Consider the following 13,956-nt stretch of genomic DNA (forward strand, 5'->3'; position numbering starts at 1 on the left):
CCCATGCGCCCCAATGTGGCGTTCGGTGCGTTGAGCGCACCCAATGTGGCGTTCGGTGCGTTGAGCGCACCCAATGTGGCGTTCGGTGCGTTGGACGCAACCAACGCCACATTGGGGCGTTTGAGAGCCGGCGTCAGCCGACGCGGATGCGGGGGTCCAGGATGCCGTACATCAGGTCCGCGATCAGGTTCGCGAGCACCACGCTCGCCGCGATCACCACCAGCCAGCCCATCAGCACCTGGGGGTCGTTCTTGTTGACCGCCTCCACCAGCAGCGTGCCCATGCCGTGCCAGTTGAACACCGTTTCGGTGATGATCGCGCCCGTCACCGTGGCGCCGAAGTTGACCGAAAACAGCGTCATCACCGGGATCAGCGCGTTGCGGAACGCGTGGCGCCAGATCACGCGGCTGTTCGACACGCCCTTGGCGCGCGCGGTGCGCACGTAGTCGGCGCCCAAGACCTCCAGCATCGACGCCCGCTGGAAACGGCTGTACGCGGCGAACGTGATCGCCATGATGGACAGCGTCGGCAGCAGGAACGCGCCGACGTACTTCGCGAGCGCGTCGCCGACTCCCGTCGCCGAGAGGCTCTCCGGGCTCGTCGTCCGCAGCCACGGGTCGCCGAGGACGTCGGACAGGCCCAGCTCGCGGACCCAGATGTTGGCGCGGATCGCGTAGCCCTTGAGGACGATCGCCACGCAGAAGATGGGCATCGAGAACATCAGGAACGCCAGCGTCGTCGCGAGGTAGTCCCAGATCGAGTACTGCTTGACGGCCGCGAGCACCCCGACGAGCACGCCGAAGAACAGGGCCAGTACCGAGGCCGCGAGCACCAGCTCGAGCGTGACCCAGAAGGCCGCCATCACCTTCGGCGCCACCGGCTGCAGGGCGTTGCCCTGGGCGACGGAGATGCCCCAGTCACCGGTCAGGAAGTGGCCGAGCCAGGTGAAGTACCGCGCGACGACGCCCTGGTCGAGGCCCAGCTTGTGCTCGGTGTTCGCGATGGCCTGGGGGTCGATCCCCGGCTTGCTGCGCAGCTCCCCGAGCGGGTCGCCGGTGTTGGCCACCATGACGAAGCAGAGGAAGGTGCCGACCAGCAGGACCGGGATCGAGATGGCCAGCCGGCGCAGCACGTAGAGCACGAGACTCATCCGAAACCCCCAGGTCCGGCGGTCGCCGCTGCGAAGACGGACGCGGGGGTGACCGGATCCCGGTCACCCCCGCGCCGCGCGTTCAGGCCTTCATTCTCCGCTGGCGCGGGTCGAAGGCGTCGCGAAGACCGTCACCGATGAAGTTGATCGTCAGTGAAATCAGCACGAGCACGATGAACGGCCCGAAGAACAGCGCCGGCCGCGTCTGCAGCTGGGCGTAGTTCTCCAGGATGACGCGGCCCAATGAGGTGTCGGGCAGCTGGACACCGAGGCCGATGAACGACAGCGCGGCTTCCGCCAGCACGGCCTGGGCGACCGCGAGGGTCGCGTTGACCGTGATGCTGCCGACCATGTTCGGCACCAGGTGCTTGAAGATGATCCGGAACGTTCCGGCGCCGGACGCGCGAGCCGCGTCGACGAACTCGCGCTGGGACAGCGACATCGCCTCGGCGCGGGTGATCCGGGCGATCTGCATCCAGCCGAACGCCGCCAGCACCAGCGCGACGATGTACCAGGAGCCGCTGCCGAACACCTTCGCCAGGATGGCCGCCGCGGCGATCTGCGGGATGATCAGGAACAGGTCCGTCACCCGCGAGACCGCCGAGTCGGTGAACCGGCGCAGGTAGCCGGCCAGCGCGCCGAGGACCACGCCGATCACGGTCGACAGGATCGACACCGTGAGCGCGATGAGCAGCGAGAACTGGGTGCCGCGCAGGATCTGCGACACCATGTCCTTGCCGACCTGCGTGGTGCCCAGCGGGAACTCGCCGCTCGGCTTGGCGAACGACGGGAACGAGCTGTCCTCGTAGCTGTGCTTCCAGAAGATCGGCAGGATGATGCTGAGCAGGATGATCAGCACCAGCACCGCGGTCGACGCCATGGCCAGCTTGTGGTGCAGGAACTTCCGGAGCACCAGCTTGCCCTGGCTCCGTGGCTCCGGCAGCGCTTCCGGGGGAAGCGTTCCGTCCAGGCTCGCGGTCTCGCTCGCGAGAAGGGAGTTCAAGTCAGCCAACGCGAATCCTCGGGTCCAGGATGCCGTACACCAGGTCGGCGATCAGGTTGGCGACGATCACGCTGGTGGCGATGACCACGAGCCAGCCCATCATCACCTGAGTGTCGTTCTTGTTGACGGCTTCCACCAGCAATGTGCCCATACCGTGCCAGTTGAACACCGTTTCGGTGATGATGGCACCGGCGAGCACCGAGCCGAAGTTCACCGAGAACAGGGTCGTCACGGGGATCAGGGCGTTGCGGAACGCGTGCCGGAAGATGACCCGGCCGTTGCCGAGCCCCTTGGCGCGCGCGGTGCGCACGTAGTCCGAGTTCATCACCTCGAGCATCGAGGCGCGCTGGAACCGGCTGTACGCGGCGAAGCTGATCGCCATGATCGAAAGCGTCGGGAGCAGGTAGGCACCGATCGTGCTGGCGATGAAGTCGCCGACACCGTCGGTTTTCAGCTGCTCGGGGCTCGTCGTGCGCAACCATGGATTGCCGAGGATGTCCGTGAGACCGAGGTCCCGGACCCACCCGTTGATCTCGATCGCGTAGCTCTTCAGGACGATCGCGACGCAGAAGATCGGCATCGAGAACAGCAGGAAGGCCAGCGTGGTGGCGAGGTAGTCGACGATCGAGTACTGCTTCACCGCGGCGAGCACGCCGACGATGATCCCGATGACCAGCGCGAGGATCTCGGCTCCGACGACCAGCTTGAAGGTGACGCCGAACGCGGCCATCACCTTCGGCGCGACCGGCTGGAGCGCGTTGCCCTGCGCGATGGACGTGCCCCAGTCACCCGACAGGAAGTCCCCGAGCCACGTGAAGTAACGCGGCACGATGCCCTGGTCCAGGCCCAGCTTGTGGGCGAGGGAGTCCAGGGCTTCCTTGCTGATGTTCGGGTTGTGCCGCAGCTCGCCCAGCGGGTCGCCGGTGGCGGCGACCATCACGAACGACAAAAAGGTCCCGACCAGCAGGACGGGGATCGATATCGCCAGACGGCGAAGGATGTAGATCACCAGGTTCAACGAACTGCTCCTCATCCGGGCCTGGTCGTCAGAAGTGCGCTGGACCGCTACCCGGTTGTCTACCGTAGTGGGGGTAACCCTACGGTCAACAGCTACTTCCGGTGGGTACGGGGGCCCGGCTCGTGGCCGGGCCCCCGTACCCCCAGGTCATCTGGAGCGAGGGGAAAGAAGAGCGGGGCGAGCCCTACTTCTTCTGCTCCCACTCGCCGGCGTTCCACAGGACACCGTTGTAGGACTGCATGTACACGCGGTCGATGCCCTTGAACGCCCACATGCTCGGCGTCTGGAACAGCGGGATCGTCGCGTACTTGTCCGCGATGGCCTTGTCGGCCGCCTGGTAGGCCTGCAGCTTCACCTGCTCGTCCGTGGCACCGACGGCGGTCTTGAACGCGTCGTCGATCTTCGGGTCGCACAGGTTCTGGTAGTTCTGGTCACCGCCGGCGTTCGGGCAGACGTAGATCGAGCGCGACTGCGACTTGAACGGCGGGGAGGACCAGCCGAACAGGGCGACGTCGTAGTCACCGGTCGAAACGCGGCCACCCTTGAGGAAGTTGGCGTCGGTCTCGTCCTTGACCTCGATGCCGGCCGCCTTGGCCTGCGAGATGATGATCTCGACGGTCTGGCTGCGGCGCGCGTTCTGGTTGTGCGTGATCTTGAACGAAGCGCGCTGGCCGCCCTTGGCGAAGATGCCGTCGGCACCCTTCGTCCAGCCCGCGTCGGTCAGGGTCTTCGCCGCCGCCTCGGCGCCGAGGCCCGCCTTGCTGCTGTACAGGTCGGTGTAGCCCTCTTCACCCTGGAAGAACACGATCGAGTTCAGCGGGGCCGCGTCGGCCTGGACTTCCTTGAGCAGCTTGTCGGTGATCGCCTTGCGGTCGACGACCTCGAAGAACGCCTTGCGGAGCGCGTCGTCCTTGAACATGCGGTTGAACTGCAGGTCAAGGTGCTCGTAGGTCAGCTGCGAGGCCGAACCGTAGGTGACGCCCTGGGCCGCGAGACCCTTCATCGTGTTGGCCGCGGTGGCGTCCGGCTGGGTCGACGCCGCGACGTCGATCTCACCGTTCTGCAGCGCGGTCGCCATGGCCTTGGTGTCTTCCATGGCGCGGACGACGATCTTCGCCGGACCGCCCTTGCCGCCACCCCACTGCGGGTTCTTGACGAGCGTGACGGCCTTCTGGTTGGCGTCGAACGAGTCGATCATGTACGGCCCGGAAGCCGGCATGATGGACTTGTCGAAGCCCTTCCACTTGTTCGTCCAGAAGTCGCCGGCCTTGGCGAGCTGGGCCGGGTCACCGGTCGGCGCGAGCTTGGTGATGTCGGCGATGCCGGTCTTCTGCTCGAGGATGTGCGCCGGCAGGATCTGCACGCCGCTGAACAGGCCCTTGTAGTCCAGGTACGGCTCGCTGAAGTCCGTCTGGAGGGTCAGGTTGTCCTTGCAGGTGGCGGTCTTGATCTTGTCGTAACCGGTGGTCGAGGCCGCGTCGAACGGGTTCTTGCCGTCCGGGCCCTTGGCCATGCCGCTCTGCGAGAGCCAGCTGAGGTAGAAGTCCTTGCAGTCGAAGGGCGCGCCGTCCGACCACTTCACGTTCGGCTTGATCTTGTACGTGATGACCTGCGGGTCCTTGGACGTCACGTCGACCGAGTCGAGGATGTCCTTGTTGAGCAGGATCTTGTTGTTGCCGTCGAGGACGAACGCGTCTTCGAGGACGGCGGTCAAGATGTACGTGTTGTACGAGCTGTTGGTGTCCGGGGTGATGTTGTTGTACCCGGAGTACCCGTCGTCGATCCCGACCGTGACCGTGCCGTCCCAGCCCTTGACGTCCGCGAGCTTGAACGTGTCACCGGTCTCGGCCTTGCCGACCGCCATCGCCTTGACGTCGACGGACGAGCCGTTCTGGTCGGTGCTGCCCGAGCCCGAGTCACTCCCGCTGCAGGCGCTCAGCAGCAGCGAGGCGCCTGCGACGAGCGACAAGGCGGAGACTGCTTTGGTTCTCCTCATGAAGTGTGCCCTCCTAGCACTGAGCCCTTGAATTGTGACAAGGACCCACACCGCTCCGGTTTGGGCCGGAGCCTACGACACGCCAAGCGACACTCAACTGGCGCACTGCGGGTGCACGCTAGAAAGGAAAAGCACCGACAGTCACCAGTTCCGGGTCGATCGTGACCAAAGGGTGACTTCCAGTCGACATCCAGAAATACGACGGTTACCTCATGGATTCACAACGTCCCACTCGAAGGCGTTGGTAAAGATCACCCGGTAGTACTGAATGCGTAGCCAACCGATTACTTCGGGCCGCGAGTCCAGTTCACCGCGGACCCGAACGGGCCCACCATGGGGGGACCCGGTGTGACGCCCGAGATGCCCGATCCGATCGCCAGGGTGTCAGCCAATTGGAACAGCGGAATCACCACGTTCTGGCGCCAAAGTTCAGGCTCCAGGGTGGTGAGCGCCTCGGTGATCTGCGTCGATCCGGACAGCGCCGCGTCGATCGACGGCTGCAGCGCCGGGTCGCAGAAGCCGGCCGCGTTGCCCGGCACGACGGGCTTGGTCTTGTCCACACCGGCGGCCGTCTGCTCCGGGCGGCAGCCGAAGGTCGACGCGAGCACCGAGGCGGTGTCGCCGCCGACCGCCTGCGGCACGACGGCGATGTCGACCCCGACGTTGCCCGCCGAGTCGCCGGTCGGCTGCTGGACCCCGCTGACGACCGGCATCGCGAGCAGGCCGCTGAACAGGTCGCGCGGCGGCGGCGTGATCGCGTTGACCTCGATGCCCTGCGCGGCCAGCTCGCCGGTGAGCTCCTTGGCGATCGTCGCGTACGGCTCCTGGGCCATCGGCGAGGCGATGACCAGGGAGAGCGCCTTGCCGTTCTTGCGCCAGGTGCCCGCGGTCTTGGTGTAGCCGGCCGCCTTCAGCGACTCCTCGCCCTTGGCGACGTCGGGCGCCGTGGGCGGGCCGGGCGGGATGGTCGCCGCGTAGCCCTTCACCGACGGCGCGGTCACCTGGGCGTCGGCGTGCAGGGCCGACGACGGGCCGCCGTTGACGCCTTCGGTGATCAGCTTGGCGCGGTCGAGGAAGGCGGCGATGCCGGCCCGGACCCGGGCGTCCTGCAGCGTCGCGCTGACCGGGCGCAGCAGCACGCCTGCCACCAGCGGGCGGGCCACCGTGTGCAGCTTGACGGCGGACCCGAGCTCGCCGAGCAGCTTCAGCTCGTCGCCGGTCGTCCGCGCCAGCGCGAACTGGTCGTTGCCGCTGCGCAGCGCGGCCAGCAGCGTGTTCTGGTCCGACCGGCGGAGCACGATCCGGTCGATCGCGGCGGGTTTCTCCCAGTAGCGCTCGTTGCGCTCGAGGATGACCTCGCCGCGGGCGGTGTCCAGGCTCTTGATCGAGAACGGGCCGGCGACGGCCGGGAAGTTCGACGCCAGCGCGCCGCGCCAGCCGTCGGGCGCGTCCTTGAGCAGGTGGGCGGGCAGCAGGTCGGAGAACAGCGTCTGCCAGCCCGGGTACGGCTTGGCGAAGGTGACCTCGACGCGCTTGCCGCCTTCGCGCGACTGCAGGTCGGTGATCTGCCGGTAGCCGGCGGGCTCGATCACGCCGGGCTGGTCGCGCATCTGGGTGCGCAGGTAGTCGAAGTCCTCGGCGGCGATGGGCGCGCCGTCGGACCAGGACGCGTCGGCCCGGATGTCGTAGGCCACCACGAACGGCTGCTGCGAGATCACCTCGGCGGACTTCATCAGGTTCTTGTCGAGCTGGGTGGTGCCGTCGTCCTTCTGGCGGAACACCGAGGGCAGCAGCAGCTGCGAGAGCGCGGAGGTCACCTGGGACGAGTCCGCGAGGTTGTGCGGGTTGTACCCGCCGAGCACGTCGTCGACGCCGACGACGATCTGCGACGGCGTCTTGCCGGTGCTGGACACCGGCGCGACCGACGACGACACGACCGGCGGTGGCGGGGTGTTGGAGCAGGCGGTGAGCAGCACGGCCGCGAGTGCCAGCACCGGCACCGCCTTGCGATTCACCCGCACGCCCTGTTCCTCCCCGTTGTCCCCGATCGGGTCAGCCATGCTCCCACGACCGTCTTCGCCATCGGAACCGAGATTCCCACACCCGGATCGGGCGGCGTCGCCGCCCCAAGGTGGGCCCTCGGGGGAAGGACGCACGGAACACCGTCCGGGTTCCCGGACCGTTCCGGAACGGCGGAACGAACACGGGCCGGACACGAAAAAGGTTCACACCGGTGGTCGGCGCCAGGCGATGAAGCCGTCGCGGCCCCTATAAAGATATAAGGAGAAGAACGGCGGAATTGCTGACGCTGGGTCCGCCACCGACCGACTCAGCGTAAGGGATCGGGCACGAAAAAACCTCCCGGCGACACGCACCGGGAGGTTTTTGCGAAGCGGCGGATCAGCCGTTGTCGCGGCTCTTCGCGCGCGAACGCTCCTTTGCGCGGGTGTTCACGTCCAGGGTGACCTTGCGGACCCGGACGACCTCGGGCGCGACTTCGACGCACTCGTCGACCGAGCAGAATTCCAGCGCCTCTTCCAGGCCCATCTTGCGCGGGCGGGCCAGCGTCTCCATCACGTCGGCGGAGGACTGACGCATGTTGGTCAGCTTCTTCTCCTTGGTGATGTTGATGTCGAGGTCCTCGAAGCGCGGGTTCTCGCCCACGACCATGCCCTCGTAGACGTCGGCACCCGGCTCGACGAAGAAGGTGCCGCGGTCGGCCAGCTGGATCATCGCGTACGCGGTGACCGGGCCCGACCGGTCGGCGACCAGGGAGCCGCTGTGGCGGGTGCGGATCTCGCCCGCCCACGGGAAGTAGCCCTCGAACACGTGGTTCGCGATGCCGGTGCCGCGGGTCTCGGTGAGGAAGTCGGTGCGGAAGCTGATCAGGCCGCGCGACGGGAGGACGTACTCGAGCTTGATCCGGCCGGTGCCGTTGCCGCTCATGTCCTCCATGCGCCCCTTGCGGGCGGCCAGGAGCTGGGTGATCGCGCCGAGGTGCTCCTCCGGCGAGTCGATGTAGAGGCGCTCGAACGGCTCGTGGAGCTTGCCGTCGATCGTGCGCAGGACCACCTGCGGCTTGCCGACGGTCAGCTCGAAGCCCTCGCGGCGCATCTGCTCGACGAGGATGGCCAGCGCCAGCTCGCCACGGCCCTGGACCTCCCAGGTGTCGGGGCGCTCGGTCGGCAGGACGCGGATCGAGACGTTACCGATCAGCTCCTGGTCGAGGCGGGCCTTGACCAGCCGCGCGGTGACCTTGTCGCCGCCGTTGCGCCCGGCCAGCGGCGAGGTGTTGACGCCGATGGTCATCGAGATCGCGGGCTCGTCGACGGTGATCCGCGGCAGCGCCACCGGGTTGTCGACGTCGGCGAGGGTGTCGCCGATCGTGATGTCCGGGATGCCGGCGATGGCGACGAGCTCGCCCGCGCTGGCCTCGGTCGCCGGGACGCGGGTGAGCGCCTCGGTGACCAGCAGCTCGGAGATGCGGACGTTCTGCGTGGTGCCGTCTTCGCGCATCCAGGCCACGGTCTGGCCCTTGCGGAGCTTGCCGGCGTGGATGCGGATCAGCGCGATGCGGCCGAGGAAGTTGGACGCGTCGAGGTTGGTGACCAGGGCCTGCAGCGGCGCGTCGAGGTCGGCCGCGGGCGGCGGCACGTGCCGGAGCAGCGTGTCGAACAGCGGGTCGAGGTTCTCGCTCTCGGGGATCTCGCCGTCGGCGGGCTGCTCCAGGCTGGCCTTGCCGGCGCGCGCGGAGGCGTAGACGACCGGGAGGTCGAGGATGGCGTCGTGGTCGGCGTCCTCGATGTCGCTGGCCAGCTCGAGCAGCAGGTCGTGGGTCTCCTCGACGACCTCGGCGATCCGGGCGTCCGGCCGGTCGGTCTTGTTGACCAGCAGGATCACCGGCAGGCCGGCTTCGAGGGTCTTGCGCAGCACGAACCGGGTCTGCGGGAGCGGGCCCTCGGACGCGTCGACCAGCAGGACGACGCCGTCGACCATGGCCAGGCCGCGCTCGACCTCGCCGCCGAAGTCGGCGTGGCCGGGGGTGTCGATGACGTTGATCGTCACCTGACCCTCGGGGGTCTGGCGGTGGATCGAGGTGTTCTTCGCGAGGATCGTGATGCCCTTTTCGCGCTCCAGCTCCCCCGAGTCCATCACGCGGTCGACGACCTCGGCGCGCTCGGCGAAGGCGCCGGACTGGCGGAGCATCGCGTCCACCAGCGTGGTCTTGCCGTGGTCGACGTGGGCGACGATCGCGACGTTGCGCAGGTCGGGCCGGGTCTTACCGGTCGGCCGGCCGGTTTCGACGGTAGCGCTGGCTGCGGGCACGCGAGAACTCCTGAACTTCAAGGGGTGGGTGGCCGCGCAAGCCGTTCGGCATCCCGTGACCGGCTCTGGTCACACGCGGACCTCACCCAGGATACCTGCCACCCCTCTGTGAGCGGCCCCACGCCCCCTCCTCGGTTAGGCTGACCTAACGTGGAAACCCGGTGAAGGTCGCCGATCCGGAAGGTGCGTGCGCGTGGGCAAGAAGCCGAAGGACCCGCGGAAAGTCGTGCGCAAGCTGATGAAGGCCGGCAAGGTCAAGAAGAAGTGCTGCCGGTCGAAGCCGCGCTGCAAGAAGTGCCCGGTATTGGCTCTGAAGAAGGCGAAAGAGGACCTGGCTGTCTAGTGCGGTACCGCTTCGTTGAGCAAGCGCAGCTCAGGAGCGGTCTTGGTCGGCGAGAACTCGATGACCTCGTACTGCGCGAGGTGCTGCACGCAGAAGGGATCGGACGCCAGGATGGCGTCGAGCTTCCCGCGGTTCAGCGGACGCGTGATGATGACACCGCCGACGCGGGGGTTCCGCCGCCCGGACGCGAGGAAGTGGCCGTGTTCGTACTGCTTGTTCAGCCATTCCTGGTGGTCCGGGAGCGCGAGGTCGATCTGCTCGATCGGGGCCGTGTAGTTCAGCAGGACGACATACATGGTTAGACGGTAGACCCGCAAGCCCGTTCGCGCCTATGCTCGCTGTATGCACGCGCAGACGTCCAGCTGGTGGCCGCCCTCGGCGGCCGTCTAGACCTGCGCTGATCACCAGCGGCCGCCCCGGACGGGCGGCCTTTTTTCGTGCCTTCTCCGGGGTGGTCCCACCTCGAAGGGAAGCACCATGAGCAAGCTGTCCGGCATCACGCCCTCCGGTCACGTCCACCTCGGCAACCACCTCGGCGCGGTCCGCCGCTGGGCCCTCGAGGGCGGCGCGGACGACCTGTACTTCGTCGCCGACCTGCACGGCATGACGACGCCGCACAACCCGGCGAAACTCCGATCCTTGGCGCGCGAGCAGCTCGCCGTGCTGATCGCCGCCGGCATCGATCCCGAGCGAGTATTCGTCCAGTCCGACCTGGCCCGCGAGCTGGGCGCGCTGACCTGGGTCCTGGAGTGCACCTGCAACTACGGCGAGGCGGCGCGGATGATCCAGTTCAAGGAGAAGTCCAAAGGCCAGGCCGGGGTCCGGCTGTCGCTGCTGACGTACCCGGCGCTGATGGCCGCGGACATCCTGCTCCAGGGCGCGGACGAGGTCCCGGTCGGCGAGGACCAGCGCCAGCACGTGGAGCTGACGCGGACGCTGGCGAAGCGGTTCAACGGCACGTACGGCGAGGTGTTCACCGTCCCGCGCGCGGTGCTGCCACCGGCGGGCGCGCGGGTGAAGGACCTGACCGACCCGACGCGCAAGATGTCGAAGTCGACGCGGGACGAGGCGGGCGTGGTGTTCGTGCTCGACGAGCCGGACCAGATCCGCCGCAAGATCCGCCGCGCGGTCACCGACGGCGGTTCGGTGCCGGTCCACGCCCCGGAGACCCGGCCCGGGATGGCGAACCTGCTGGAGATCCTGGCCGCCTGCCGGGGCGGGTCGCCGGCGGACCTGGCGTCGGAGTTCGCCTCGTACGGAGCGGTGAAGGACGCCGTCGCCGACGCGGTGATCGAGGAGCTGCGGCCGGTGCGCACGCGCGCGTCGGCGCTGCTCGAGGACGTCGCCGAGCTGGACCGGGTGCGGAAGGCGGGTGCCGAGCGGGCCCGCGAGCGCGGCTCGCACCGGCTCGACGCGGCCCTGCGGATGATCGGCGCTAGTTGAGCAGTGCGCGGAAGGCAGGCAGCAGGATCCGGTCGGCCGGCAGCCAGTCGACGTCGTCGAGGTCGTCGGGCCCGAGCCACTGAACGGCCCGGTGCTCGACGGCCCGCGGCTCTTCCCCCGGCGAGACGAGCGTGGCGGCGTAGATCCGCAGCACCCGGCCACCGGGCAGGGCGACGTCCTCCCCGACGCGCGCCCCGACCTCGATGACGACGTCGAGTTCCTCGCTGCACTCGCGGGCCAGCGCGAAGGCCTCGGACTCCCCGGCTTCGACCCGGCCGCCGGGCAGTTCCCACTGCCCGGCGTGCTTCGGCGGCCAGGCCCGCTGCTGGGCGAGCAGCTTGCCGTCCCGCACCAGGGCGGCTCCCACGATCACAGCGTTCACAGTCCCGGAACTTACCCGGAAGCCCCGCCCCCGGCCGCGCACACGGCACCCGACCAAACGCCCCAATGTGGCGTTGGTTGCGTCCAACGCACCCAATGTGGCGTTCGGTGCGCCAGACGCACCGAACGCCACATTGGGGCGCATGTGTCCGGGCTCGTCAGCCGGCCGGGACTGCGCGCCAGACGACCACGAACCGCGCGCCGCCGTCCGGGGACTCGCTCACCTGCACCCGGCCGCCCCGGCGCCGGACCGTCTCCGCCACCATCGCCAGCCCCAGGCCCGTCCCGCCCGAGGACCGGGCCCGGTCGTCGGCGATCCGGTAGAACCGGTCGAACACCTTCTCGCGGTGCTCCGGCGCGATCCCCGGGCCGTCGTCGTCGACCACCACCCGCACCGACGACCGCGACGCCAGCACCGACACCACGATCTGCCCGCGCGCGTAGCGGCACGCGTTGCGCAGCAGGTTGTCCAGCACCAGCTCCACCTCCGCGTGCGCCGACGACGCCCACGCCTGCGCGACCGCCGTGCTCACCCGCGTCTCCGGCGCGCCCGCCGGCAGCCGGGCCACCGCCGAACGCACTTCGCTCACCAGCTCCACCGGTGACGCCGGCGGCACCTCCCCCGCGTCCGAGCGGGCCAGCGACAGCAGCCCGTCGAGCAGCGACGAGAGCCGCTCGGCCTCGGTCAGGATGTCCGACAACGTCTCCTGGGCCAGCTCGGGATCCGGGTTCGTCACGGCCACCTCGGCCTGCACCCGGATCGACGCGACCGGCGACCGCAGCTCGTGCGCCGCGTCGCCGGTGAACCGCCGCAGCCGCTCGCTGGCCTGCTCCTGGCGCTCCAGCAGCGCGTTGAACTCCTCCGCCAGCGCGCGCAGCTCGTCGTGGGAGTCCGGCAGCGCCAGCCGCGCCCCCGGCGGCAGCGACCGCACCGAACCCCGCATGCGCGCGACCGGCCGCAGCGACAGGCGCACCACCAGCCACGTCGCGAAGCCCGCCACCAGCGCGCCGATCGTCGCGACGACCACCAGCCACACCCCGCCGTAGTGCACCGCGGCCGCGAAGCCGACCAGGCCCGCGCCCGCGACGACCAGCCGCTGCGATCCGTCCGGGGCGCTGACGACCGTGCCGAGGTAGCGCGCGCCGTCACGTTGCACCGGCTGGCCCGCCTTGAGGGCCGACACGTCCGAAGGAGCCAGCCCGGCCGGGGTGCCGCCGTCCACCGGCGTGCCCGCGATGTCCAGCACCCGCAGCGTCACCGGGGCCGAGCCGGACAGCGGGCGGCCCGCGCTCACCTCGGCGCCCGCCGGGCCCAGCGCCGAGGAGAGCTCGCGGTCGACCGAGCCGATGAGCAGCGGTGAGAGGTTCGACGCCGCCAGCGCCGCCAGCCCGAGCAGGCAGCACAGGGTGATCGTCGCGGCCAGCACGGTGATCCGGGCCTGCAGGGACCGGCCCCGCCACCACGAGATCACGGGGTGATGACCTCGTCGAGCTGCGCGTCGGAGGCGAGGTAGCCGTGCCCGCGCACGGTCCGCAGCAACGCGCCCGCCCCGACCGCGTCGAGCTTGCGGCGGACGTACCCGACGTAGACCTCGACGAGGTTGCGGGTCACCGCCTGCTCCTCGCCCCAGACCGCGCGCAGCAGCTCGTCCTTCGTCACGACCGTGCCCGCCCGGCCGACGAGCACCTCCAGCAGCGCGAACTCCCGCGGGCTCAGCGGCACTTCCTCGTCGTGCCAGTGCACCTGCCGCAGCCCGCGGTCGACGGCCAGCGCGCCGAGCCGCAGCGTGCCGCGGCCGGCCTCCGGACCGGCCCGGCGCAGCACCGCGCGGACCTGCGCGACCAGCACGACGAACGAGAACGGCTTGACGAGGTAGCCGTCGGCGCCGAGGTCGAGGCCGTCGGCCTGGTCGATCTCGCCGTCCTTGGCCGAGACGAGCAGCACCGGCGTGGTGACGCCGTCCTTGCGCAGCCGCTCCAGCACGCGGTAGCCGGACAGGCCCGGCAGCATGATGTCGAGCAGGACGACGTCGAACGTGCCCGTGCCCGCCAGCTGCAGGCCGGTGGGCCCGTCGGCGGCGGTGACCACGTCCATGCCCTCCGCGCGCAGCCCGCGCTGCAGGGCCTTCCGCACGCCCGGTTCGTCGTCGACCACCAGTACCCGAGGTTTCACGAGACTCATCATGGCCGGTTTGCGCAGGTCGTGCGTCGGTTCTCAGCGCGATCTCAGGCTGGGAGGGAGAACCTTCAGGGGTATCTCAGCCTCGAGAGGGAAGCGTCGTGGCCAGGGAGCCGG

General features: G+C 69.1%; 12 protein-coding genes. 2 read left to right on the forward strand and 10 right to left on the reverse strand.

Features of this window, described 5'->3' with window-relative positions; all coding sequences use genetic code 11:
* Positions 1 to 133: 133 nt before the first annotated feature.
* The 6 genes from BLW76_RS41855 to typA form a co-directional block, all read right to left on the reverse strand.
* Entirely contained in the window at positions 134 to 1,150 is a 1,017-nt protein-coding gene (locus BLW76_RS41855; RefSeq protein WP_091317723.1) for an ABC transporter permease, read from the reverse strand.
* A gap of 82 nt (positions 1,151 to 1,232) precedes the next feature.
* The gene (locus BLW76_RS41860) at positions 1,233 to 2,162 is read right to left on the reverse strand and encodes an ABC transporter permease (RefSeq protein WP_091317724.1); all 930 of its coding nucleotides are present in this window, start codon (positions 2,160 to 2,162) and stop codon (positions 1,233 to 1,235) included.
* On the reverse strand, positions 2,155 to 3,171 hold the full coding sequence (locus tag BLW76_RS41865; protein ID WP_091317726.1) for an ABC transporter permease: 1,017 nt from the start codon (positions 3,169 to 3,171) through the stop codon (positions 2,155 to 2,157). The genes BLW76_RS41860 and BLW76_RS41865 overlap by 8 nt, the downstream gene beginning before the upstream one ends.
* Before the next feature lie 184 nt (positions 3,172 to 3,355).
* Positions 3,356 to 5,167: an ABC transporter family substrate-binding protein gene (locus BLW76_RS41870; protein WP_167384901.1), complete on the reverse strand. Its 1,812-nt coding sequence runs from the start codon at positions 5,165 to 5,167 to the stop codon at positions 3,356 to 3,358.
* A 284-nt stretch (positions 5,168 to 5,451) separates the two neighbouring features.
* A complete protein-coding gene (locus BLW76_RS41875; RefSeq protein WP_091320537.1) occupies positions 5,452 to 7,188 on the reverse strand; it encodes an ABC transporter family substrate-binding protein in 1,737 nt (578 codons plus the stop codon).
* A gap of 379 nt (positions 7,189 to 7,567) precedes the next feature.
* Positions 7,568 to 9,493, reverse strand: coding sequence for a translational GTPase TypA (gene typA / locus BLW76_RS41880; protein ID WP_091317730.1), 1,926 nt, complete (start codon positions 9,491 to 9,493; stop codon positions 7,568 to 7,570).
* A gap of 193 nt (positions 9,494 to 9,686) precedes the next feature.
* On the opposite strand from typA, the gene BLW76_RS49040 reads away from it, so the two are divergent.
* On the forward strand, positions 9,687 to 9,836 hold the full coding sequence (locus BLW76_RS49040) for a hypothetical protein (protein WP_167384902.1): 150 nt from the start codon (positions 9,687 to 9,689) through the stop codon (positions 9,834 to 9,836).
* On the opposite strand, the gene BLW76_RS41885 is transcribed toward BLW76_RS49040, so the two are convergent.
* Complete coding sequence (locus tag BLW76_RS41885; RefSeq protein WP_086859227.1) at positions 9,833 to 10,132, reverse strand: YciI family protein; 300 nt, start codon at positions 10,130 to 10,132, stop codon at positions 9,833 to 9,835. The two genes, BLW76_RS49040 and BLW76_RS41885, sit on opposite strands and share 4 nt — an antisense overlap.
* A gap of 181 nt (positions 10,133 to 10,313) precedes the next feature.
* Between BLW76_RS41885 and trpS the strand changes: the two genes are divergently transcribed.
* Complete coding sequence (gene trpS, locus BLW76_RS41890; RefSeq protein WP_091317731.1) at positions 10,314 to 11,279, forward strand: tryptophan--tRNA ligase; 966 nt, start codon at positions 10,314 to 10,316, stop codon at positions 11,277 to 11,279.
* On the opposite strand, the gene BLW76_RS41895 is transcribed toward trpS, so the two are convergent.
* The 3 genes from BLW76_RS41895 to BLW76_RS41905 form a co-directional block, all read right to left on the reverse strand.
* A complete protein-coding gene (locus BLW76_RS41895; protein WP_091317733.1) occupies positions 11,272 to 11,661 on the reverse strand; it encodes a (deoxy)nucleoside triphosphate pyrophosphohydrolase in 390 nt (129 codons plus the stop codon). The genes trpS and BLW76_RS41895 overlap by 8 nt on opposite strands.
* A 157-nt stretch (positions 11,662 to 11,818) precedes the next feature.
* Positions 11,819 to 13,132 carry a sensor histidine kinase gene (locus BLW76_RS41900; protein WP_091317734.1) on the reverse strand — a complete coding sequence of 438 codons (1,314 nt, stop codon included), beginning with the start codon at positions 13,130 to 13,132 and terminating at the stop codon, positions 11,819 to 11,821.
* The gene (locus BLW76_RS41905) at positions 13,129 to 13,845 is read right to left on the reverse strand and encodes a response regulator transcription factor (RefSeq protein ID WP_091317736.1); all 717 of its coding nucleotides are present in this window, start codon (positions 13,843 to 13,845) and stop codon (positions 13,129 to 13,131) included. Before BLW76_RS41905 ends, BLW76_RS41900 begins: the two co-directional genes overlap by 4 nt.
* Between the last annotated feature and the right edge of the window lie 111 nt (positions 13,846 to 13,956).

Origin of the sequence: Amycolatopsis tolypomycina, assembly GCF_900105945.1 — a bacterium.
Taxonomy (GTDB): domain Bacteria; phylum Actinomycetota; class Actinomycetes; order Mycobacteriales; family Pseudonocardiaceae; genus Amycolatopsis; species Amycolatopsis tolypomycina.